19 protein-coding genes, 1 tRNA gene and 1 pseudogene are annotated in these 21,425 nt (G+C 70.5%); 13 read left to right on the top strand and 8 right to left on the bottom strand.

The features are described from left to right. Positions 1 to 287: 287 nt before the first annotated feature. From C8054_RS30895 to C8054_RS30885, 3 genes are all read right to left on the bottom strand, one after another. Positions 288 to 4,643: a hypothetical protein gene (locus tag C8054_RS30895; protein WP_233220253.1), complete on the bottom strand. Its 4,356-nt coding sequence runs from the start codon at positions 4,641 to 4,643 to the stop codon at positions 288 to 290. Between the two features lie 245 nt (positions 4,644 to 4,888). Continuing rightward, a complete protein-coding gene (locus tag C8054_RS30890) occupies positions 4,889 to 5,602 on the bottom strand; it encodes a TIGR02391 family protein (protein ID WP_199199991.1) in 714 nt (237 codons plus the stop codon). A gap of 10 nt (positions 5,603 to 5,612) precedes the next feature. Beyond that, entirely contained in the window at positions 5,613 to 5,837 is a 225-nt protein-coding gene (locus C8054_RS30885) for a winged helix-turn-helix domain-containing protein (protein WP_107162688.1), read from the bottom strand. Between the two features lie 220 nt (positions 5,838 to 6,057). On the opposite strand from C8054_RS30885, the gene C8054_RS30880 reads away from it, so the two are divergent. From C8054_RS30880 to C8054_RS30875, 3 genes are read left to right on the top strand one after another with little or no spacing between them, the layout of a single operon-like run. Then, entirely contained in the window at positions 6,058 to 6,240 is a 183-nt protein-coding gene (locus tag C8054_RS30880; protein ID WP_107162687.1) for a hypothetical protein, read from the top strand. Positions 6,241 to 6,254: 14 nt separating this feature from the next. After that, positions 6,255 to 6,404, top strand: coding sequence for a hypothetical protein (locus tag C8054_RS32165; protein WP_158273910.1), 150 nt, complete (start codon positions 6,255 to 6,257; stop codon positions 6,402 to 6,404). Next, positions 6,401 to 6,736: a hypothetical protein gene (locus tag C8054_RS30875; protein ID WP_233220252.1), complete on the top strand. Its 336-nt coding sequence runs from the start codon at positions 6,401 to 6,403 to the stop codon at positions 6,734 to 6,736. Before C8054_RS32165 ends, C8054_RS30875 begins: the two co-directional genes overlap by 4 nt. An 84-nt stretch (positions 6,737 to 6,820) precedes the next feature. Here C8054_RS30875 and C8054_RS30870 read toward each other — a convergent pair. Beyond that, positions 6,821 to 6,893, bottom strand: a tRNA-Arg gene (locus tag C8054_RS30870). 169 nt (positions 6,894 to 7,062) lie between these two features. Here C8054_RS30870 and C8054_RS30865 point away from each other — a divergent pair. Continuing rightward, positions 7,063 to 7,797: a hypothetical protein gene (locus C8054_RS30865; protein WP_107162686.1), complete on the top strand. Its 735-nt coding sequence runs from the start codon at positions 7,063 to 7,065 to the stop codon at positions 7,795 to 7,797. An 85-nt stretch (positions 7,798 to 7,882) separates the two neighbouring features. Here the strand turns inward: C8054_RS30865 and C8054_RS30860 are convergent, their stop codons facing one another. Further along, the gene (locus tag C8054_RS30860) at positions 7,883 to 8,908 is read right to left on the bottom strand and encodes an alpha/beta hydrolase (protein ID WP_199199990.1); all 1,026 of its coding nucleotides are present in this window, start codon (positions 8,906 to 8,908) and stop codon (positions 7,883 to 7,885) included. Positions 8,909 to 9,086: 178 nt separating this feature from the next. Continuing rightward, a complete protein-coding gene (locus C8054_RS30855) occupies positions 9,087 to 9,497 on the bottom strand; it encodes an HPF/RaiA family ribosome-associated protein (protein WP_107162685.1) in 411 nt (136 codons plus the stop codon). Between the two features lie 285 nt (positions 9,498 to 9,782). Between C8054_RS30855 and ssb the strand changes: the two genes are divergently transcribed. The 3 genes and pseudogenes from ssb to C8054_RS30840 form a co-directional block, all read left to right on the top strand. Further along, on the top strand, positions 9,783 to 10,649 hold the full coding sequence (ssb, locus tag C8054_RS30850; protein ID WP_107162684.1) for a single-stranded DNA-binding protein: 867 nt from the start codon (positions 9,783 to 9,785) through the stop codon (positions 10,647 to 10,649). Positions 10,650 to 10,781: 132 nt separating this feature from the next. Further along, positions 10,782 to 11,822 (top strand): cobalamin biosynthesis protein, encoded by a 1,041-nt coding sequence (locus tag C8054_RS30845; RefSeq protein ID WP_233220254.1) that lies wholly within the window; start codon positions 10,782 to 10,784, stop codon positions 11,820 to 11,822. After that, positions 11,819 to 13,565: pseudogene (locus C8054_RS30840) on the top strand (cobyric acid synthase); the annotation flags it as partial. The gene C8054_RS30845 and the pseudogene C8054_RS30840, both read left to right, overlap by 4 nt. Here the strand turns inward: C8054_RS30840 and C8054_RS30835 are convergent. Then, on the bottom strand, positions 13,485 to 13,886 hold the full coding sequence (locus C8054_RS30835) for a rhodanese-like domain-containing protein (RefSeq protein WP_107162682.1): 402 nt from the start codon (positions 13,884 to 13,886) through the stop codon (positions 13,485 to 13,487). The pseudogene C8054_RS30840 and the gene C8054_RS30835 overlap by 81 nt on opposite strands. A 111-nt stretch (positions 13,887 to 13,997) precedes the next feature. Here C8054_RS30835 and C8054_RS30830 point away from each other — a divergent pair, with 111 nt between their 5' ends. The 4 genes from C8054_RS30830 to C8054_RS30815 all read left to right on the top strand — a co-directional run bounded on the left by C8054_RS30830 (position 13,998) and on the right by C8054_RS30815 (position 18,488). Beyond that, positions 13,998 to 14,651: a uridine kinase gene (locus C8054_RS30830; RefSeq protein WP_233220251.1), complete on the top strand. Its 654-nt coding sequence runs from the start codon at positions 13,998 to 14,000 to the stop codon at positions 14,649 to 14,651. Positions 14,652 to 14,672: 21 nt separating this feature from the next. Further along, positions 14,673 to 16,034: a dipeptidase gene (locus tag C8054_RS30825; protein WP_107162681.1), complete on the top strand. Its 1,362-nt coding sequence runs from the start codon at positions 14,673 to 14,675 to the stop codon at positions 16,032 to 16,034. A 373-nt stretch (positions 16,035 to 16,407) separates the two neighbouring features. After that, entirely contained in the window at positions 16,408 to 16,614 is a 207-nt protein-coding gene (locus tag C8054_RS30820; RefSeq protein ID WP_107162680.1) for a hypothetical protein, read from the top strand. Positions 16,615 to 16,904: 290 nt separating this feature from the next. Then, on the top strand, positions 16,905 to 18,488 hold the full coding sequence (locus C8054_RS30815; protein WP_107162679.1) for an ATP-dependent DNA ligase: 1,584 nt from the start codon (positions 16,905 to 16,907) through the stop codon (positions 18,486 to 18,488). Positions 18,489 to 18,504: 16 nt separating this feature from the next. Here the strand turns inward: C8054_RS30815 and C8054_RS30810 are convergent, their stop codons facing one another. Then, positions 18,505 to 19,335 (bottom strand): SURF1 family protein, encoded by an 831-nt coding sequence (locus tag C8054_RS30810; RefSeq protein ID WP_107162689.1) that lies wholly within the window; start codon positions 19,333 to 19,335, stop codon positions 18,505 to 18,507. A gap of 138 nt (positions 19,336 to 19,473) precedes the next feature. Between C8054_RS30810 and C8054_RS30805 the strand changes: the two genes are divergently transcribed. Together C8054_RS30805 and C8054_RS30800 are read left to right on the top strand one after the other, a co-directional pair. After that, complete coding sequence (locus C8054_RS30805; protein WP_107162678.1) at positions 19,474 to 20,844, top strand: cobyrinate a,c-diamide synthase; 1,371 nt, start codon at positions 19,474 to 19,476, stop codon at positions 20,842 to 20,844. Beyond that, complete coding sequence (locus tag C8054_RS30800) at positions 20,841 to 21,410, top strand: GNAT family N-acetyltransferase (protein ID WP_107162677.1); 570 nt, start codon at positions 20,841 to 20,843, stop codon at positions 21,408 to 21,410. The genes C8054_RS30805 and C8054_RS30800 overlap by 4 nt, the downstream gene beginning before the upstream one ends. The last annotated feature ends 15 nt before the right edge of the window (positions 21,411 to 21,425 follow it).

Here is a 21,425-nt window from a genome sequence, read left to right as displayed (position 1 = left end):
GAAGCCCTCGGCTACCGCGTCACCCTCGACCTCGCCGCCTAACGCACCACCCCACAAGACCCATCCCGCGCCGCTTCGCGACGCGGGATGCTGCCGCACGTCAAGTCACGGTCGATTTTCGAGTTAGGTGCTGTACGGGGTGGGAGTGATCGTTTCGCTCGGCACGACAGGCCCACGCCTGCGGTGGTGGGGGTGCACCTGATCCAGGGTCTTGCGAACCCGGACTGGGAGGCGCGGAGGCTGATCAGGACAGCTACTCGCCAAAGAAGGCCAGCAACAAAGCACACCTAACGTTCCGCGGCATCAACCAACTCGACCATTCCATAAGCGTTGAGGGCTAGCAACTGATCGATCAGGTTGAGGGCTTCGCGTCGCTGGCCCTGTGAAGTTGCCTGCGCGTATGCTCTGAATACAAGCTGCCCCACCTCCTGCACATCCCCAGCGGCAGCCGTCGAAATATCCCCAATGTCTGTACCGTAAACTTCGGTGAAGCGGCGAGCGCAGGAAATTACAAGAGAATCAACGCGATCGGGCGCATGCTCCAGCGTTATTAAGAGTTGCGGAACGGCTGCGGTGTACGCCTCCGAGGAGATTAGGGCGGTTAGTATGCGAGTGAAGCGACGCAGGCGTTCATTGCGAAGGACGCCTGCGACCTCCGCCGCCGCCTCACGAACACCCTTGTCTCGATCGTTCATCAGCTGGATAAGAGTACCTTCTGCCACGGCCGAATTCGTAGCGACAGGAAGCAAATGAGCGCACACCATGGCCGCACCTGTCCGAGCTGCGGCATCTTGGCCCGAAACAACAGCGGGAAGAAGGTCTTCCTGTCCCCACTGCACCGAAGCGAGAGCCGCCAGGGCGCCGCCGCATTGCCGCACTTCTGCAGCCTCCGCAGCTAGCATGCGCGGCACAAGTGGCATTACGATCGCATGGTCGGCGTTGCCGATATACCTAACAAGTCGAGTTACCGTCTCAACGACTAGCAACCGATCGTCGCACAGGACCAACAGATTAAAGGCCTCGACGGCTTGAGGTCGTGCGTGCATTAAGCAGCCCGCAATCACCTGGGCGATGCAAGCTCGAACTGCCACAGAGGGGTCCCGTGCCAGTCGATCCAGGACTGGTGCCACCATCGCAGTACGGCTCCCGTCTGAATCGCAAATAAGGAGATACCCCAAGGTGAGGGCGAGGCTACCCCTTGCCGTATTCATGCCCTCGGACATGATTAGACCGTCAAGCGATTCCCGTTCACCCAACTCATGGCCTGGCCATCTGTCTGTGACAGGGTCTTCTGAACTTATGCACCGTTCAATGAGCATTGAAATGATGTCAGCGGGAACATCGCTCTTAAGGTAGTTCTTCCGAAGAGGCCAGCCGAGCCATCGGTCGTTCTGCCCAAGGCGAAGCGAAGCAATGTGACGTATAGCTACAAAAACTGGACTAGGATCTGAAAGAGGATCACCCTCACCCAGGCCCATCAGGATCGCCTCGGTATAATCAGGATTAATCGAGTCATCAAGCCGCAAGGCAAGTCTTGCGAATCGCACAGGGTCCTTCTCCACCTCGCCCTGCAAAACATGCGATAGCTCGCGGGAACCGCCTCGAAATGTCGTAAAGCTCTCCCTATCCGAGTTATGTCTCGCCATGGCACGCACCCAGTCATCGTCAGACATGTACTGGGCGGACTCGGGCGCAATAGGCGGGTCGACGTGACGAACAACGATCGGCGCCGGCTCCTCTGGCACATCCATTCCCGTGAGACGCCTGAGTTCACCCAGTCGCCGCCGACCGAAAAGTGACAACTTGGACTCACCCATGGCTGACAGGAGACAAAAAGCGTACCAACCGGGGTTCCTCCTCTCCCACGAGAACCGGAGAGCGAGCACTTCCCTCTCCAAACGGCTAAACAGTTCGGGGGACAAGTGAGAAGCAATAGCCTCTATGAGTTGGCGGGTTGTCCAGACACCATTAGACATATAGCCGCTTAGGAAACGGGTAGAACCCTCTAGAAGAAGATTGCCCGCCCAATTCGCATAGTGTTCAGCCGCCCCACCTCTCAGACCTTCATACAATAGCCACTGTGCCGCCTCATGCTGGTCTGCTGCGAGCTTTTCCAGCAACGGCTGGGCAGCCGCTGGGTCACTACCGGCGAAGCTTCGAAGAGCGCTGGCCGCACCAAATAGCACGGAATCCTCTAGCTCATGGAAGCTGTCCTGAGGAATTCGATAGCCGAAATGCGCATCCGCAAGGAGATGCTCTGCCCACGGCCGTTCCGTGAGACGCATCACGGACAGCAAATAGGGTATGATTAACTCACAGAAAACTCGCGGAGCACCCTTCGCCGCCCCTGTCGTTAATCTGATCAGCGCATCGTCGCGGTCAAGGAGAAGTCCTACCTTTCCGGACTCATCTACAGCCAAAGCATTCGGCCGCAGAGCTAGGTGCGCGACAAGCAGTTCCGCCGCCCATGCAGGCTGATGCTCCGCCAGGTCGTAGGTAAACATCCAGAGGTCGTGGCCATAATCTTGTAGCTTGCCAGTACGGATGGCATCGAGGAGCAGGTCAAAAAGTGGGCGGCTTTCGTGAACGTTTGCAAAACGTACAGTCCAGAGCAGCCAGTTGGCGTACCTTTCACGTCCCGCGTATGGCGCGAGAAGTTCCGCCATTCGCTCTGGCCTTTCCTTCATCCCACCGAGCGCCACATGCAGCGCGTTGTCCTGGACTGGCTCATCGCCACTAGCGAGCCATTCCTCGAACATTCCCTCGGCGTCAAGGCGATTGAACCAAGGCAAGGTGCGCAGGGACAACCACACTCGACTTTCGAATGGCGGGTTGGCGTCAAGGACTCGGTTCATCATGTCCCAGTCAGCACTGGACGGATCCGAAAGCGAGCGAACTATGCCGAGCACCACTTCTTTGATGTGGAATCTCACATGCTTATGCGTAAGCAGGCCCTCAACCTCTTCTACGAACCTTTCGGGATCTGATGCCCTGAGATGACTAAGAATCTGACGAACTTGAGATCGCCGGAATAGTTCCTGCTCCCCAGCGAGGAGGAACTCGACGATGCTTTGCCGTTGACTAATCCACGCACGAGTAAAGACGTACCCGAAAAACGCCTCATGGAAGAAGGCGATTCGCTGGCCGTCCCTAACCAAAACACGTTCCGACACCAGCACACCGGCATCAACAGCTAGATCGTCATGGTCTAGGGTCGAGACATCTATCCAAAGTCGTTGCCGCGCACTCATCGCGCTCGCAACCGTTCTAGCGACCTGCGCGAAGCGCGTGCCTTCACGACGCTGCAAACAGGCAATCACTTTGCGATCCCAGAAAGCATCGAACAGGCTGTTTGGAGTTTGAAAGGACAGGGCTCCGGATTGGTCGGCAATACTCTGCAATAGCACGAGGTGCAGCGGTGATCGGAGTAGATCTACTTGTCGTTGGCCGAGAGAAGCTGGATCAAGGCCCATCGTGCGGACCGCATCTGCAACTTGCGGCTCGGAGAGCATGTCTAGCTCTACTCGTACTGACCGTTCGCCAGTAACAAGTTCCCGAATACGGTGGTCATTCTCAACGTCAAACTTTCGACACGCGAGCACGATCCGCATCGTCGGGAAAGCGGCAGCCTCTCTAATCGTGTTTGCAATAGCGTCAAAGCTGCGCGGCATCCGCCCCGAGGCGAGACTGACGGCGTCAAGCTGATCTATTACGAGTACGGACGGGCGTTGGCCCGCCACGACCGAGAGCGCGGTCACCGGCGAGACTGCCAGCCCAAGCTTCTCACCGAGTTCGGCCGTTGATGAGAAGGCCTCAAGACGATCGAGGCGGAAGCCAAGAACTGCCACATCCTTGGTGGTGAGCTCACCGGCCAACTCGTGAAGGACGGCACTCTTGCCGTAACCTGCGTCGCCTGTAAGGAGTAGTAGCTGGTCCTCGCCCTCCAATAGTTCTACAAGCCTAGCCGCCTCACTCCGGGGAATAATCGGCTTGATGAGTTCGCGTTCAATCCCGGCGATCCAACCCGCCGTGATGGCAGTGGCACGTTCGACTATAGTCGCCGTTCGCACTTGTTGGGCCCGCTGTAGTCCGTACTCAGACAAGCCTGTCTCAATAGTGGCAGCATCTAGTCGGACTCCGAGATTTTGCTGAACAAGGTCACCTAGGCCAACTGCAGCCAGTCGACCTGCCGCACCTTCCAGAAGCATGTCAGCGATTACGGCGTTTATGTCGTTGAGGCTTCGCTCATCATGCCACTCGATCCAAAAGCCCCGAAGAATAGTCCACGCCGCCTCGGGCGATCCGAAGATATCAGTAGAGGCAAGCTGATCGAAAGATTCTTTCAGCTCGTCACTTAGAAAGTTCTTCGTAAATGAATCCAGGTCAGACGAGCGTCGAGCCCTGTCAGCCAGCTCTTGAATTGGGCGTGCAGGAACTATAGAGACGAAGTGGAACCTGCGACCAGCACTGACATGTTTGCGAGCGTTTTCCCAGATGCCCTTTTCCTGCAATGACTTGGGAGTCCAGCTGTTCGCGTTACGGTTCTGACGCTTCACCTGGTGGACTTGTATCGACCTGCCATCGCTAAAAGTAAACTCCGCGCCTTCCGCGAACTCGTCGATATCTTCGACTGTGATAGACATTCCAGCCCCCGATAGAACCCGCAGGACATGCCGTACTGTCCAAGCGCCTTCGTAGCGGTTGCCGAACTTGTCAGTCTCGCCGCCAGGTCGCGGACTCATGCTCCGGTCTCCGATCCAATCCAAACAGAGTGCAAGCATCGTGCAGATGAGCTAGCCCGTGCGACATCGCCCGATGCTGCTCAGGCGCGAACCGCAGTTATCGGGGCCGCCACCCATGGATAGGCGGCCCTGACCGCTGCGTCCGGCTACTCGGTCTTGAGGATGTCTCCGTGCTCGTACCTGAGTTGGGTCAGCAGTAGGCTCCCGAGGCCGAGTACGCCGAGGGCGTACCGCTTGGCGTCATCCCGGGTCTGAATCCGATGCCGGTCGACGTTGCTGAGCGCCTGGGCGAAGCCCATCCCGAGGTACCGCCAGCCCTCCCGCTCACTAGCCTGTCGGCCGAGCCGGTAGTCACTGGCGTCGTCGAACACCTTCAGGTAGAGAGCCTTGCCGACGAGGTTGTTGTCGTTCCGGTCCTGCGGGTTCCCTGCCCACGTCCGGACGTGGTTCTCAACAAAGATCGCCGTTTGGCTGGCGACCTTGCCCCACTCCTCATCCTCGACTAGACCCCTGACGTGCGCCCATAGGTCTGGGTCGTACGCGTGCTCATCTACTGGCTCATCGCCACCGAACTGGAGCTCGTAGATGGCTGCGTCCATCAGGCCCATTACACCTAGGACTCCGCTGCGTCGAGAGTCCTCGTAGGCAGACCGGGGCATCCCACCGAATATCGCGGTCGGCGAGTACCTGATCTTGTCGAAGCTCTCCACTATGTGGTTGTCGTTGCCAAGCGCGCGGACAAAGATCAGGCGCACCCGATGCTTCCACGACTCCAAGCTCTCGCGCTGACGGAAGAGATCAGCAGCTTCGGCCTCCGCCTTGAGCTTCGTCAGTTCCTCGATGGCGACAGCAGGGCGCATGGACGGGAGTCTACTTCTCTCCTGCGACATAGACCCCGCGCCCGGGCTGCCCCACGACCAAGTCCCGGTCGTGCAGGAGTGAGACGGCACGGTACGCCGTGGCCACGCTGACGCCGAACTGGTCGGCAAGCTCGCTCGTGCTGGGAAGCTTCGTCCCCGGCGCGAGCTCGCCGCTCTTGATCTTCGTGGTCAGTTCGTCGGCAATGCGTCGATATTCAGCAGGTGCAGAGGGCATGGCTTCGTTCCCTTGGTTCGGCCCTGCCATCTGACCACGTACCAACCATCGTCAGCAAGTGATGCAAGAGAATCACGCGCTGTGGCTTTACCTACGTCAGATAGTGACGTAGATTGCTTCGTGGCTGCCCTTGGTTCGGCAGACGAAGGCCAGCCCCGTCAGGGCGGCGTGGATCCCGTCGCCCTGACGGTCCACCGTGGCCTGACCGCCGGGAGTTCTGATGAACCGGATCCGCTATGACGGCTACCTGTTGGCTACCGCGCTGACGCTGGCTCGTCGGCACCGACCGGTCTGGAGTTGGAAGCGCTGGCGCACAGTGTGCCGCTGCGGCGGGGAACTGCCCTGCCGAGCCCGCCACCGCATCCCGATCAACCGTGGGCACTGGCCCGGCGGTGAGTCGTGATCGAGGTCCGCCAAGTGCCGTTCCTGGTCGAGGTGGCCTGGTTCGTGGTCGATGACCATCACGTGAAGCCCTGCCACCGTTGCTACTCGGACGGCTGGTATCCGCGCTACGCGGCGGCGCATGCGCGGTTGCTGGCCTGGCGACTGGCCGGTGATCCCCGATGAGCCCGCAGATTCCGAAGGCCGGCGACCTAGTGCATGTGAACCGCGCGGCCAGCGTGCAGTTCGTCAAGCCGATCATGTGTCGAGTCATTCGGGTGCTCGACTGGACCACCTATGACGGGTGGTGCTGGCTCGACGTGTACGAGCTGAACGCCAAAGGCGATGCGGTGGTTCGTCGGTCGATCTTCGTGCGGCCGGTCGGGCTACAGATACAGCGCCCCGCCCCGCAAGCCGACGCGGTCGGCTGCCATCCCGAACGTTCGCCAAGATTGCCGCCCCGCCGAGGTACCGGCCACCCCGCAGCGACGGGCGACGCAGGCTCGGCGTACGGCTAGCCATGGGTGACGCGGTGGGGCCGAGGTGGGTCCGGGGCGGCTCGAAGATCAGAGGCTAGGGTCGTTTTTCCTGACAGATATATGTGCGCCCGGCAGGATTCGAACCTGCGGCCTTGGGATTAGAAGTCCCCTGCTCTATCCGCTGAGCTACGGGCGCGCGTCGACGATTGTCGCGCCAAGAGGGTACCGCCGGCCCCGGCCCGCCCGGGGGTACGGGTCGGCACGTCCACGTCGCCGCCCAGCGTGCCACGCCGGTGCCCGGACCGGCATCCCCGTTCCGGCGGGTCCCGGCCCGGCGACCGCGTCTCGATCCGTACCCTCGGCGGATGCTGCTCGACCAGGACACCGAAAACGAGATCATCTTCGCGCTGTGCCAGCACCTCGGACGGGCCATCCTGCCCGTCTCCGGGGCGACAGGACCGGGGGCTCCGGCCGGCACGGTCGGTACCGCGTTCTTCTACAGCGAGCTGGTCGGCGCGACAGACGACGGGGAGATCGCACACGAGTGGCTGCTCACCGCCGACGCGCTCACCGACCGGGCGTACGGGGAGATCGGGCTGCGGCCCAGCGTCACCGAGCCGGCGGAGGGCGCGGACGAGCCGATCGAGCTGGCCGGCTTCGCCGACCACTGGCTGCACCTGCCGGAGCTGGGGCTGGCCGCGATGCCGACCGGCGGGCTGCACGGCTACGCCGACGACCGGGGCTGGCGCTGGCGTACCCAGCAGGTCACCGAGGCGATCGCCGCGCCGGCCGACGCGGTGGCCCGGATCGGCGCGACGCCCGGCTCGGCGTTCGTGCTGGCCCTGGGCGTCGCCGAGGACGGGTCACGGCCGCTGGAGGCGGTGGCCGAGCGGGTCGCCCGGCACGACGACTCGGTGCGGGTGACCACCGAGCTGCCGGCCGGGTACGTCGGCGCGCCCGTCTTCGCCGTCGAGGCCGGGCCGGAGGGCGAGCCGGTGCCGCACTGCCTGGGCGTGCTGCTGCCGGTCCGCGACGGTGGGCACCCGGTCGCCACGTTCGACCGGATCCGGTCCGCGCTCGTCGAGGTCGTCGACGGCTGACCGGCACGGCCGGGCCCGCGCCGAGCCGGCGACCGGAGGGTCGGCCCGCGCCGAGCCGGCGACCGGAGGCGGGTCGGCCGCCGGTTCAGCCCTCGGCGGTGGCGCCGGCCGGTTCGTCGGCCGGCCTGCGCGGGGGCGGTGGCGCGGCCTCCGGCTCGGTCGGGCCCACCCGGAGGAAGCCCTCCGCCCAGCGTCCGACCTCGGCGAAGACCTTTTCGCGTACGGCGGGACTGGACAGCGTGAGGTCGTGCAGCCCGCCGTCGAAGCGGGCCAGGGTGACGTGCCGGCCGAGCCGGGGCGCCCAGCGGACCATGTGCTCCACGTCGAGCACCGCGTCGGCCCCGGTGGCGCTGTCGTGCCACTTCGTGCCTCGGAAGGTGCGGGTGGAACAGGCCAGCAGCACCGGCACCGGAATGTTCAGGCCGGCGCGCAGCCGGCGCTGGCCGGTGCGGATCGCGTTGAGCCAGCCGGCCCGGACCGGGAACCCGGCGAGCGGCTTCCACTCCAGGTCGTAGCGCCACTCGCCACGGTGGTCGGCGTGCAGGCTCTCGCCGTACACGGTGCCGAGCCCGAACGGCAGGATGCGCTGCGGCGCCCGACGGCCCAGGCGGGAGACGGCGGCCGCGAGGGGTCGACGGACCACCCAGGGGGCGTTGATGTCGAAGAAGGGACTGTTCAGCACGATGCCGTCGACCAGGCCGGCGTCGCGGCGGGCGTCCGCCCAGAGCGAGATGACCAGCCCGCCGGTGGAGTGGCCCATGGCCAGCAGGGTCTCGTGCCCCTCCTCGGCGCGGATGATCTCCGCGGCGGCGTCCAGCTCGGGGAAGTAGTCGCTCAGGTCGCGGCAGAAGTTCGGGGTCTGGTGCGGCAGCAGGCTGCGGCCGTACTTCCGCAGGTCGAGGGCGTAGAAGTCCCAGCCGCGCTCGGCGAAGAAGTCGGCCACGTGGGTCTGGAAGAAGTAGTCGACGAAGCCGTGCACGTAGAGCACGGCGCGGCCGGTCGGCCGGTCGGCCCGCCGGCGGACCAGGGTCGCGACCACCGGCCCCTCGTCGTCGGTGCCCAACTCGATGGTGCGCCGCTCGTAGGGCGCCCCCAGCACGTCCGGTTCCACGACCGCGACGGTACGCCGCCGAGCTACCCGACGGTAGGGGTGCAAGGAGGGGGCCCCGCTTAACGCATTTGGTAGAGGCGGGGGCCCCGCTTAACAACGACCTGTTAAGCGGGGCCCCCTCCTAACCGGAAACGGTGGTGGCCCGCCCGCCGGCACCGTGCGGGCGGGCGTACCGGAATCAGGCGGTCTCGGCGTCCTCGCGCTCGCCCACCTGGAGCGGGACGGCCGCGGGCTGCTCCGTCGGGCGCAGGTGCTTGTTGCTGCGCGGCTCCTGCCGGGTCTTCGCGTCGTTGAGCTTGCGGCGCAGATCGTCCCGGACGTCGTTGAGCGCGGCGTGCAGGTCCTCCTCGGTCGAGGTGGTCACGATCTTCTGCCGGCCGGCGACCCAGCACTCCAGCGTCACCTTCTGGCCCCGGGCCTCGCGGTCCTTGACCGACACCTCCAGCTCGGTGGCGTCGGCGTGGAAGCTGGCGAGTCGGGCGTCAAGCGTCCCGAACTGCTCGGCGATCCAGTTGCGGTCACCCTGGGAGAACCCGGCGCCGACCCGCAGGCACTCGGCCACGGTCGCGGGGTTCGCCACGGCGCTCATCGCGCTGCCTCGCTGACGTCTCGGAGAAGCATCGGCGCTCCCTTTCTCTCGGTTGATCATTACTTACCCAGCCGGCTGGTTTCCGGAACGCCCCACGCCGGTCACTTTCCGATCATGTGTCCCCGCAGGTCGACGCCGTAGAGGCCATCGGCCTAGCAGATCGGGACCTTGATCAGGCGGTTGTCCACAAGGCGGTCCGTCATCCACAGGCGGGAGCCGGCGGGTGGCCGGGGCGGGTCGTCCCGGCCCACGCTTCCCCGGACAAGCCGATCCCTGGGAGGGGCGATGTTCGATACCTACGTCACGATCGTTGGCAACGTGCTGACCGCGCCGGAGTGGCGGCGGACCACGCAGAGCGGAACGCTGGTGGCCAACTTCAAGGTCGCCTCGACCGCCCGCCGGCTCGACCGGGACAGCGGCCGCTGGGTCGACGGCAACAGCCTGCGGGTCCGCGTCAACTGCTGGCGACGCCTGGCCGAGGGCGTGGCCGCCTCGGTGGCGGTGGGTGATCCGGTGATCGTCGCCGGCCGCCTCTACACCCGGGACTGGACTGACGAGGCCGGCAACCACCGCACGCTCTATGAGCTGGAGGCGGTCGCGGTCGGGCACGACCTGTCCCGGGGCCGGTCGCGCTTCCTGCGTAACCAGCCGCGCGCGGCCACCAGCTCGGTCGAGGACGCCGAGGCGGAGCAGCGGGTGCACGGCGAGGCGACCGAACCGGTGCCCGACGAGCAGGCGCCGGCCAGGTTCGACGACCGGCCGCTCGACGACGACTTCCCGCCGCCCGAGTTCAGGCCGGCCCGGGTCGGCCTCACCGGCACGCTGGACCGGGTGATCGAACTCGACCCGTTCGACGACCCGCCCGCCGGTCCGGGGGCCGGCGGCGGAACGCGGCCGGGCGGTGGCCCGACCGGCGGCCGGGACACCCGGCTCGGTGGACCGGGGGTGGGCGAGGACGACGAACTGGCCGCCGAGGAGGGGGACGGGCCGGCCCCGGCCGAGGACGACGAGTTGGCCGAGATCGAGCTGCCGACCGAGGTCGAGCTGCCGACCGAGGACGGGTCGAGCGGTGCGGCGTCGGCCGGCGCGGCGTCCGGCGGCGGGGCTGCCCCGGGCCGTCGCGGCCGGCGGCGTACGCCGGTGCCTGCCTGAGCGGCCAGCCGGGCAACGGGGGTGCGGGGTGGCGGCGTTGGCGCTGCCACCCCGCGGCACGGACCGCTCCGAACCGCAGGTACGGCTAGGCTGGCCGGCCGGAGGTGGTGACGGGTGCGGCAGGCGACCGCCATGGCGAACGCGACCGGGTTGGTGGCGGGCTACGCGCTCGACGCGCTGCTCGGCGACCCGCGCCGGTGGCATCCGGTGGCCGGCTTCGGCCGCGCCGCCGGTGCGCTGGAGCGGCGGGTCTACCGCCCGGACCGTGCGGCCGGTGTCGTGTTCACCGCGCTCGCGGTGGGCGCGCCGGTGCTGCTCGGGGCCGCCGCCGCGCGCGTCACGCGACGGCATCCGGTGGCACGGGCCGCGCTGGTGGCCGCCGGCACCTGGACGGTGCTCGGCGGGCGGACGTTGCGGCACGAGTCCCGGGTGATGGCGCGGGCGCTGCGCCGGGCCGACCTGCCCGCCGCGCGGGCCCGCCTCGGTCATCTCTGCGGACGGGACCCGGCGACGCTCGACGAACCGGAGCTGGCCCGGGCCACCGTCGAGTCGGTCGCCGAGAACACCTCCGACGCGGTGGTCGCGCCGCTGGTCTGGGGTGCGGTCGCGGGGCTTCCCGGCCTGCTCGGCTACCGGGCGGCGAACACGCTCGACGCCATGGTCGGCCACCGCTCGCCCCGGTACGCCCGCTTCGGCACGCCGGCCGCCCGGCTGGACGACCTGGTCAACCTGGTGCCGTCCCGGCTGACCGGGCTACTCACCGTCGCCGTCGCGCCGGTGGCGCACGGGAACCGCGCCGCCGCGTGGCACGTGTGGCGGCGGGACCGGGCCGACCATCCGAGCCCGAACGCCGGGCAGTGCGAGGCGGCGATGGCCGGCGCGCTCGGCGTCCGGCTGGGCGGGCGCAACGTGTACTTCGGTCGCTCGGAGACGCGGCCGTTCCTCGGTGACGGGCCTCGACCGGAGGCGCGCCACCTGAAGCGGGCCGCCCGGGTCTCCGGCGCGGTGGGGTTGGCCGCGCTCGGCCTGGCCGCGCTCTACCCGGTGACGGTGGGCCGGCTGGTCGGCGCCGCCGGCCGGGCCGCGCTGCGCACGGTGGCCGGCTCCCGGGCGGTGGCCGTGGCCGGGGCCTCGTCGGCAGGATCGGTCGCCGGCCGGGGGAGTGGGCGGTGAGCGGCGGGCTGCTGGTCGCCGGCACCACCTCCGACGCCGGCAAGAGCGTGCTCACCGCCGGCATCTGTCGCTGGCTGCGCCGCCGGGGTGTCCGGGTCGCCCCGTTCAAGGCGCAGAACATGTCCAACAACTCGGCGGTGGTGGTCGGTCCGGACGGCCGGGGCGGCGAGCTGGGCCGGGCGCAGGCGATGCAGGCCGCCGCCGCCGGGCTCGCCCCCGACCTGCGTTTCAATCCGGTGCTGCTCAAGCCGGGCAGCGATCTCGCCAGTCAGGTGGTGCTGCTCGGGGAGGCGGTCGACACGGTCACCGCCGGCAACTACCACGCGCTGCGCCCCCGGCTCGCCGCCACCGCGTACGCGGCGCTGGCCGAGCTGCGCGCCGAGTACGACGTGGTGATCTGCGAGGGCGCGGGCAGCCCGGCGGAGATCAACCTGCGGGCCGGCGACTACGTCAACATGGGGCTGGCCCGGCAGGCCGACCTCCCGGCGATCGTGGTCGGTGACATCGACCGCGGTGGCGTGTTCGCCTCGATGTTCGGCACCGTGGCGCTGCTCGACGCCGCCGACCAGGCGCTCGTCGCCGGCTTCGTGATCAACAAGTTCCGGGGCGATCTCGGGCTCCTCCGCCCCGGGCTGGACATGCTGCACCGGGTCACCGGCCGTCCCACGTACGGGGTGCTGCCCTGGGCGCTGGACCTGTGGCTGGACGCGGAGGACTCGCTCGCGTACGGGCGGGTGCTCGGGCGGCCGGCGGCGCCGCGCGGCACCGAGTGGCTCGACGTGGCAGTGGTCCGGCTGCCCCGGGTCAGCAACGCCACCGACGTGGAGGCGCTCGCCACCGAGCCCGGGGTCCGGGTGCGGCTGACCGTCGAACCGGCCGAGCTGGCCGCCGCGGACCTGGTGGTGCTGCCCGGCTCGAAGTCGACGGTCGCCGACCTGGCCTGGCTGCGGGAGACCGGCCTGGCCGACGCGGTCCTCGGGCACGCCGCCGCCGGCCGCCCGCTGCTCGGCATCTGCGGCGGGTTCCAGATGCTCGGCCGGGCGATCCACGACCCGGTGGAGAGTCGTCGGGGCAGCGTCCCCGGCCTCGGCCTGCTGCCGGTCGAGGTGACGTTCGACAGGCGCAAGACCGTCCGCCGGGCCGAGGGCACGGCGGCCGGCGACACCGACGTGCCGGTGGACGGATACGAGATCCACCACGGTCGGGTCTCCGCCGCCGACCCGGGCCTGCCGCCGCTGCTGCGCTACGCCGACGGCACCGGCGAGGGCGCCCGGCTCGGCGCGGTGTACGGCACGCACTGGCACGGCGCGTTCGAATCCGACGCGTTCCGTCGCCGGTTCCTCGCCGAGGTCGCCGGCGTGGCCGGCCGGACCGGCTTCAAGGTCGCCCCGGACACGTCGTTCGCGGCGGCCCGGGAACGGACCCTGGATCTGCTCGGCGACCTGGTGGAGGAGCACCTGGACACCGGCGCGCTGTGGCGGCTGATCGAGTCCGGCCCGCCGGCGGGCCTGCCGTTCGTGCCACCCGGCGCACCCGACTGAACCGCCGCGTCGGGCCGCCGGCACCGGCCGCCCTTGACCGGGCAACCACGACGGCAGCCGGCCGCTGCGAATGGGCGACCACGACGGCAGGCCGGCCGCCGCGAACGGGCGGCGGGGTGGCTCAGACGCGTACGTCGGCCGGGCGGTCGGACATCGGCAGCCCGGCCTCCCGCCAGCCGTGCACGCCGCCGATCATGTCGGTCGCCTGACGCAGCCCGAGCGTCTGGAGGCTGGCGGCGGCCAGGCTGGAGCTGTAGCCCTGGCGGCACACGACCACGATCTCGCGGTCGTACCCGGTGGCCTCCGGGATGCGCCACGCGCTGGCCGGGTCGAGCCGCCATTCCAGCACCGTGCGGTCGATGACGATCGCGCCGGGCAGCTCCCCCTCCTCGCGACGTTGCGTCTCGGTGCGGGTGTCGATCAGCAGCGCCCCGTTGCGGACCGCCTCGACGGTCTCGTGCGGGGTGAGCCGGCGGAGACCGGCGCGGGCCTGTTCCAGGAGGGCGTCGACGCCCGGACACATCACGTCATGGAGCACCCCCAGATCATGCCCACCGAGCCGCCGCGCCGCCCGGTGAAACGGCCCGCCGGGTCGCAGGATCCAGCGGACGGGGGAAACGTTAGCGTCGGTCGGGTGAACGTCGAGGTGGTCGAGGCGTACGCCGGGTTGGCCCGCCGGGTGCTGGCCGAGCCGGCGCGGTTGGGGCGTACCCGGCTGGTGGCGGTCGACGGGCCGAGCGGCGCGGGCAAGAGCGTGTTCGCGACGCGCCTCGCGGACGCGTTCGCGGCGGCTGCGGGCGGCGTCCGGCCGCCGCTGGTCCGCACCGACGACCTGCTCGACGGCTGGGACGACCAGCTCACGTTCTGGACCCGCCTGGAGGAGTGGGTGCTCGGCCCGGTACGGGCCGGGCGGGCGGGCGGCCACCGCCGGTACAGCTGGGTCCGCCGTCGCTTCCTGGACCGGGTGGTGCCGGTGCCGGCCGGGCCGGTGCTGATCCTCGAGGGGGTGAGCGCGGCGCGTGCCGCGGTGCGCCCCGAGTCGACGCTGTCGGTGCTGGTGACCGCGCCGGCCGAGCTGCGGCTGGCCCGGGCGCTGGCCCGCGACGGCGTCCAGGTGCTGCCGGAGCTGCGGCGCTGGCACGCCGGGGAGCGGGCGCACTTCACCGCCGACGGCACCGCCGCGGCGGTGGACCTGGTGGTGAACGGTGCGCCCGACCTGCCGCACGACGCGGACCGTTACTTCGTGCGGTTCGGCCGGCGACCGGGCTGGGAGGGCGTGGCCGGGTAAGGCCGGCATACGATTCCGGTCATGACCACTCCGATCATCTCCGAGTCCGACGTGCGGGCCGCCGTCGAGCGGGAACTGCCCGGTGTCCGTGCCGACCTGGAGCGACTCGTCCGCATTCCGGGCATCGCCTTCGAGGGCTTCGACCACTCGCACGTGGAGCGCTCCGCCGAGGCGGTGGCGGAGCTGCTGCGCGGCTGCGGCCTCGACACCCGGATCGTCCGCTCCGGCGGCCAGCCGGCGGTGATCGGGACCAAGGCGGCCCCGCCCGGCGCGCCCACCGTGCTGCTCTACGCCCACCACGACGTGCAGCCGGTCGGGGACCTGTCGTTGTGGGAGTCCGACCCGTTCGAGCCGGTGGAGCGCGACGGCCGCCTCTACGGTCGGGGCGCCGCCGATGACAAGGCCGGCATCATGGCGCACGTGGCCGCGCTGCGCGCGTTCGGCGACCGGCTCCCGGTGGGCGTGGTGCTCTTCATCGAGGGCGAGGAGGAGTACGGCTCGGACTCGTTGGAGCGGCTGCTCGCCGAGCACCGGGACGACCTCGCCTCGGACGTCATCGTGATCGCCGACTCCACCAACTGGGACGTCGGTGTGCCGGCGCTGACCACCTCGCTGCGCGGCATCGTCAACTGCTTCGTGGAGGTGCGCACGCTCGACCACGCGGTGCACAGCGGCATGTTCGGCGGTGCCGTGCCGGACGCGCTGACCGCGCTGGTGAAGCTGCTCGGCACGCTGCACGACGACACCGGCGACGTCGCGGTGGACGGCCTGGCCGGCCGCGAGGGCGCCGTCGTCGACTACCCGGAGGACCGGTTCCGCGCGGAGGTCGGCCTGGTCGACGGCGCGCGGTTGTTCGGCACCGGCCGGATCACCGACCGGCTCTGGACGAAGCCGGCGCTGGCGATCCTCGGCATCGACGCGCCGGCCACCGGCGAGGCACCGAACGCGCTGGTCCCGGCCGCGAAGGCGAAGCTGAGCGTACGGCTGGCGCCGGGCGACGACCCGAAGAAGGCGTACGCCGCGCTGACCGCGCACCTGGAGCGGAACGCGCCGTGGGGCGCGCAGGTGACGGTGACGTTCGAGCACGACGGCGCGCCGTGCGTGATCGACGCCAGCGGGCCGATGTTCGACGCGGCGCGGGCCGCGTTCCGGGGCGCCTGGGACGGCACCGACCCGGTCGACATCGGGGTGGGTGGCTCGATTCCGTTCATCGCCACGTTCCAGGAGATGTTCCCGCAGGCGGCGATCCTGGTGACCGGCGTGGAGGACCCGCACGCCCGGGCGCACGGCCCGAACGAGAGCCTGCACCTGGGCGAGTTCGCCCGGGTCTGCCTGGCCGAGGCGCTGCTGCTGGCCAAGGTGGCCGAGGCGGGCCGCGCCTGACCGGCGGGCGTCGACATGCGGCCCGGTGTCGTCCGGGCGGCCGGGGCGGTCGGGGCGCCCGGCTCGGTCGGGGCGCCCGGCTCGGTCGGGGCGCCCGGCTCGGTCGGGGCGCCCGGCTCGGTCGGGGCGCCCGGCTCGGTCGCGGCTCCCGGCTCGGTCACGGCTCCGGCTCCGTCACGTTGGGTAACGGGAGGGGGAGGCGATGCGGTCGGAAGCGATATGCCTGGCGGTCATAATTATGCCTCTGCGGTATATCGCCTTCGACACCGTCTCATCGCCCGGTCGCGCCGGGTCCGGTGTCGAAACCGTAACTTCGGGATGGATGTCGGAGTTTGCGGTGTGTCGGCGGGCCGGGTGTTATAGCCTTTCGAACATGCGTACGAACGAAGAGATGGCGCGGCTCCAGGCCGCCGTCCGTGCTCTGGGGGACGTCGACGTCTCCGCGTGGCCCGAGGCCACGCTCAAGGAACAGCTCGGTGAGCTCTCCGCCACGCTGGTCACGCTCGACGCGCTGCTCACCCGGGTCGCCGACGGCGTGCGCGGGCGCGGCCTGCGCGTGGAGGAGCCGGTCTCGGCCTGACCCTCCCGCCCCCGCCTGGCGCGATCCGCCCGCCTGGCGCGATCCGCCCGCCTGGCGCGATCCGCCCGCCTGGCGCGATCCGCCCGGCGATCGCTTGGCTGCGCGATCCGGGCGACGATCCCCTTGGCTGCGCGGTCCGGGGCCGCGATCCGCCCGCCTGTGCGATCCGCACGGTCCGGCAACCGTGCGATCGGCTCGGCGGGGCGATCCGGTCGGTCCGGCCCACCCGATGCGGTGGGCCGGGCCGCCGGAAGCGCCCCGCTGTCACAGGTGACTGGCAGGATGTGGGCGTGCGTTTCGCGGAGCTGGCGGCCACCTCGGCCGCGGTCGGTGCCACCGGTGGTCGGCGGGCCAAGGTGGAGCTGCTGGCCGCCGCGCTGCGCGGGCTCGATCCGGCCGAGATCGCGGCCGGCGCCGGCTATCTCGCCGGTGAGCTGCGCCAACGGCAGACCGGCGTCGGTTGGGCGGGGCTGCGTGACCTGCCGCCACCGGCCGCCGCCCCGACGCTGACCGTGTCCGGCGTCGACGCGGCGATCGAGGAGATCTCCCGGGTCGGCGGCACCGGCTCCCAGGCCCGGCGGCGGGAGCTGGTCGGCCGGCTCTTCGCCGCCGCGACCGCCGATGAGCAACGCCTGCTGGTCGGGCTGTTCCGGGGGGAGCTGCGGCAGGGTGCCCAGGCCGGTCTGCTCGCCGAGGCGGTGGCCCGGGCCGCCGAGGTGCCGGTCACGGTCGTCCGCCGGGCCCTGCTGCTCGCCGGCGACCTGCGGGCGGTGGCGGTCGCTGCGCTCACCGGCGGGGCCGCCGCGCTGGCCGGGTTCGGGCTCCAGGTGGGCCGCCCGCTCGCGCCGATGCTGGCCCAGAGCGCGCCCTCGGTCGACGAGGCGCTCACCGCCACCGGCACGCCGGCGGTGGTCGACGTCAAGCTCGACGGCCTCCGCATCCAGGTGCACCGTTCCGGTCAGGACATTGCGGTGTTCACCCGCAGCCTCGACGAGATCACCGGCCGGCTGCCCGAGGTGGTGGCCGCCGTCCGCGCGCTGCCCGCCCGGGAGCTGGTGCTCGACGGCGAGGCGATCGGGCTGGACGCCGCCGGCCGGCCGCTGCCGTTCCAGCAGACGTCGAGCCACGCGGCCCGGCGCACCACGCCCAGCACCACCGGCCGCACCCCGGTCGCGCCGGCCGTGCTCGCCGCCGCCGAGCGTGCCGGCGAGCCGGTGCTCACGCCGTACTTCTTCGATCTGCTGCACCTCGACGGCGCCGACCTGATCGACCTGCCCGGGCGGGAGCGGTGGGCGACGCTGGCCCGCGCGGTCGACCCGGCGCTGCTGGTCGGTCGGGTGGAGGTGGACGACGCGGCGCAGGCCGCGGCGGCGTTCGCCGCGGCGGTTGACGCCGGCCAGGAGGGGGTGGTGGTCAAGGACCCGGCCGCGCCCTACGACGCCGGGCGGCGCGGCGCGGCCTGGGTCAAGGTCAAGCCCCGGCACACGCTCGACCTGGTGGTGCTGGCGGTGGAGTGGGGCAGCGGCCGGCGCCAAGGCTGGCTGTCCAACCTGCACCTCGGCGCCCGCGACCCGGGCACCGGCGAGTTCGTCATGCTCGGCAAGACGTTCAAGGGGCTGACCGACGAGCTGCTGCGCTGGCAGACCGAGCGGTTCCTGGCGCTCGCTGTGGAGAAGGGCGACTGGGTGGTCCGGGTGCGGCCGGAGCAGGTGGTCGAGATCGCCTTCGACGGGGTGCAGACCAGCAGCCGCTACCCGGGCGGGATGGCGCTGCGCTTCGCCCGCGTGGTGCGCTACCGGGACGACAAGACCGCCGCCGAGGCGGACACGATCGACGCGGTCCGGGCGATCCACGCCGGCCGGGTCAGCGGCTGAGCCGGCCGGCCCGGGCTCAGGGGGCGGCGGGCCCGGCGGCTGCCGGTTCGGCGGCCCGGTCCACCGGCACACGCGGGCCGTCCAGGCCGGCCCGTCGTCGGGCCTCCCGGCGGGCCACCCAGCCGTAGCCGACCAGGCTCATCACCGCGAAGATCCACCACTGCCACACGTAGCCGAAGTTCTGCCAGTTGTTGGTGTGCCCGATCGGCACCGCCTGGAACGCCGGGTCGGCGGCCGGCGTCTGGCCGTCCAGCAGCACGTAACCGCCGGTGACCGGGTAGGGCAGTTGCTTCGCCAGGCGGGAGATGTCGATGCGGCGGGCCTCCAGCTTGCCGTCGCGGCGGGCTACCCCACCGCCGCCGCTCTCGCTGCCGACCACCCGGCCGGTGACGGTCACCTCGCCGGCCGGCGCCACCGGCACCGAGGGCTGGACGGTCGCGCCGGCGCCCGGGACGGGCGGGATCCAGCCGCGGTCGACGAGCACTGCGGTGCCGTCGGCGAGCACCAGCGGGGTGAGCACCTCGAAGCCGACGGTGTTGTCGACGGTACGGCCGCGGATCAGGACGACGTTGGCGGTGTCGTAGCGGCCGGTGGCGGTGACCCGGCTCCAGGTGAGGCGCTCCGCCGGGGCCGGACCAACGCTGCCCGGGCCGCCGGTCGGCGCGGGCAGCGCGTTGCGCAGCGGCGCGGGCGTCATGGTGGCGCCGGCGTCGATCCGCTCGTTGACCGCCGTCCGCCCGTGGTAGCGGTCCAGCTGCCAGTTGCCCAGGAACACCATCACCGCGGCGGCCACCAGGGTCAGCGCCAGGTAGCTCAGCCAGCGCGGGGTCAGCAGGAACCGGTACACGGTGGTCAAGGCTACCCGTATGAGCGGGGCCACTCGCGGTTGCCGGCGGTGATCGGGGCGGCGGGCGGCCGTCGTGGAGCGGACCGGACGGGTATGGTCACGCGGGCGGAAATACCCCGGAGGATCCAGGAGTCGAGAATGACCGACGTGCCGCGCGTCGTGCTGAGCGCGCCCTCCTCGGGGCACGGCACCGGTGCCCTCTCCCTCGGCCTGCTCGCGGCCCTCGCCGACCGAGGGCTTGCGGTGGCCGGGTTCAAGGTCGGCCCGGACCAGGTGGACGCGGCGTACCTCGGGCTGGCCGCCGGCAGGCCGGGCCGCACGCTGGATCCGCGGCTGGTCGGCCCGGAGCGGGTCGGCCCGCTCTTCGCGCACGGTGCGGCCGGGGCCGGGTTCGCGCTGGTGCAGGGCACCATGGGGCTCTACGACTCGGTCGCCGGTCGGCCGGAGAGCGAGTCCACCGCCGCGGTCGCCACCGCGCTGCGCAGCCCGGTGGTGCTGGTGGTGGACGTGGCCGCGATGGGTCAGTCGGTGGCCGCGCTGGTGCACGGCTTCCGGGCGTACGACGAGCAGCTCTGGTTGGGCGGCGTGATCCTCAACCGGGTGGCCTCGCCCCGGCACGAGACGCTGCTGCGGGAGGCGCTGGACGACGTCGGGGTGCCGGTCTACGGCGCGCTGCGCCGGCACGAGCTGCCCCCGGTGCTGCCCGCCCGCCGGCACGGTGCCGCGCCGGTGGTGCGCGGCGACGCCGAGGCCGAGCGCGGGGTGCGCCGGCTCGGTGAGGCGGTGGCCGCCACCGTCGACCTCGACCGGCTGCTCACGCTGGCCCGCTCCGCCCCCGCGCTCACCGTCGAGCCCTGGTCGCCCGACCCGGCGGACGGGCCGTCGGACGCCGCGGAACGGCCGGTGGTCGCGCTGGCCGGTGGCCCGGCCGGCAGCTACAGCCATCCGGAGACCGTCGAGCTGCTGCGCGCCGCCGGTGCCGAGGTGGTCACGCTCGATCCGCTGCGCGACGAGGCGCTGCCCGCCGGGGCCCGCGCGCTGGTCGTCGGCGGCGCGCTTCCGGAGACGTACGCGGAGCAGCTCTCCGCCAATCGGCGGCTCTGCATCGCGGTGGCCGAGCTGGCCCGCTCCGGCCGGCCGGTGGTCGCCGAGGGGGCCGGCCTGCTCTGGCTGGCCCGTGAGCTGGACGGTCTGCCCATGTGCGGGGTGCTCGACGCGGTCGGCACGGTCCGGGACGGCCTGGTGGTCGGCTACCGGGAGGCCACCGCGGTCACCGGCAGTGTGGTGGCGTCGGCCGGCGTGACGGTGACCGGGCACAAGCAGCACGCGGCGGTGCTCACGCCGCGGGCCGGGGACCGGCCGGCCTGGCAGTGGGGCGGGGGCACGCCTGAGGGCTTCGTCCGCCACGGGGTGCACGCCTCGCAGCTCGTGCCGCACTGGGCCGCGCTTCCCGGTGTCGCCGAGCGGCTGGTGGCCGCCGCCCGGGCGTCCGTGGCGGCTCCGGCGTGATCGGTCAGGTGGCGGTACGCCGGTTCCCGGCGCTGACCGTCTCCACCCCGCGGATCGAGGTACGCCGGCTGGTCGCGGCGGACGCGGAGGCGGTGGACGAGGTGTTCGCCGACCGGCAGACCCAGCGTTGGCTGCCGCTGGCCGAGGCGGCCGGGCAGATCGACGGGCGGGCCTGGTGCACCGAGCTGGCCCGGCAGCGGCGGGACAGCGGCGACGGTGACCACTGGGCGGTGGTGCGGCGGGAGGACCAGCGGGTGGTCGGCTGCCTCTGGACCCGGCGCACCGACTGGGGCGCCCGGCTCACCGAGGTGTCGTACGCGCTCGCGCCGCACGCCCGGGGCTTCGGCCTGGCGGTGGAGGCGGTGGACGCGGTGGCGATCGCGTTGATCCTGGAACACGGCTTCCAGCGGGTGGAGCTTCGGGTGGCGCCGGGCAACGTCGCCTCCCGGCGGGTCGCCGAGAAGGCCGGCTTCAGCTACGAGGGCCTGCTCCGCAACGCGGGTTTCGTCCGGGGCGCCCGCGTCGACCTGGAACTCTGGTCCTTCGTGGCCGCCGACCTCCACTGACCCCACCCACCCACC

The sequence above is a fragment of the Micromonospora sp. RP3T genome (assembly GCF_003027925.1).
Classification (GTDB): domain Bacteria; phylum Actinomycetota; class Actinomycetes; order Mycobacteriales; family Micromonosporaceae; genus Micromonospora.
Note: the sequence above shows the minus strand (reverse complement) of the source record. Positions and strands in the feature narration are given on the sequence as shown.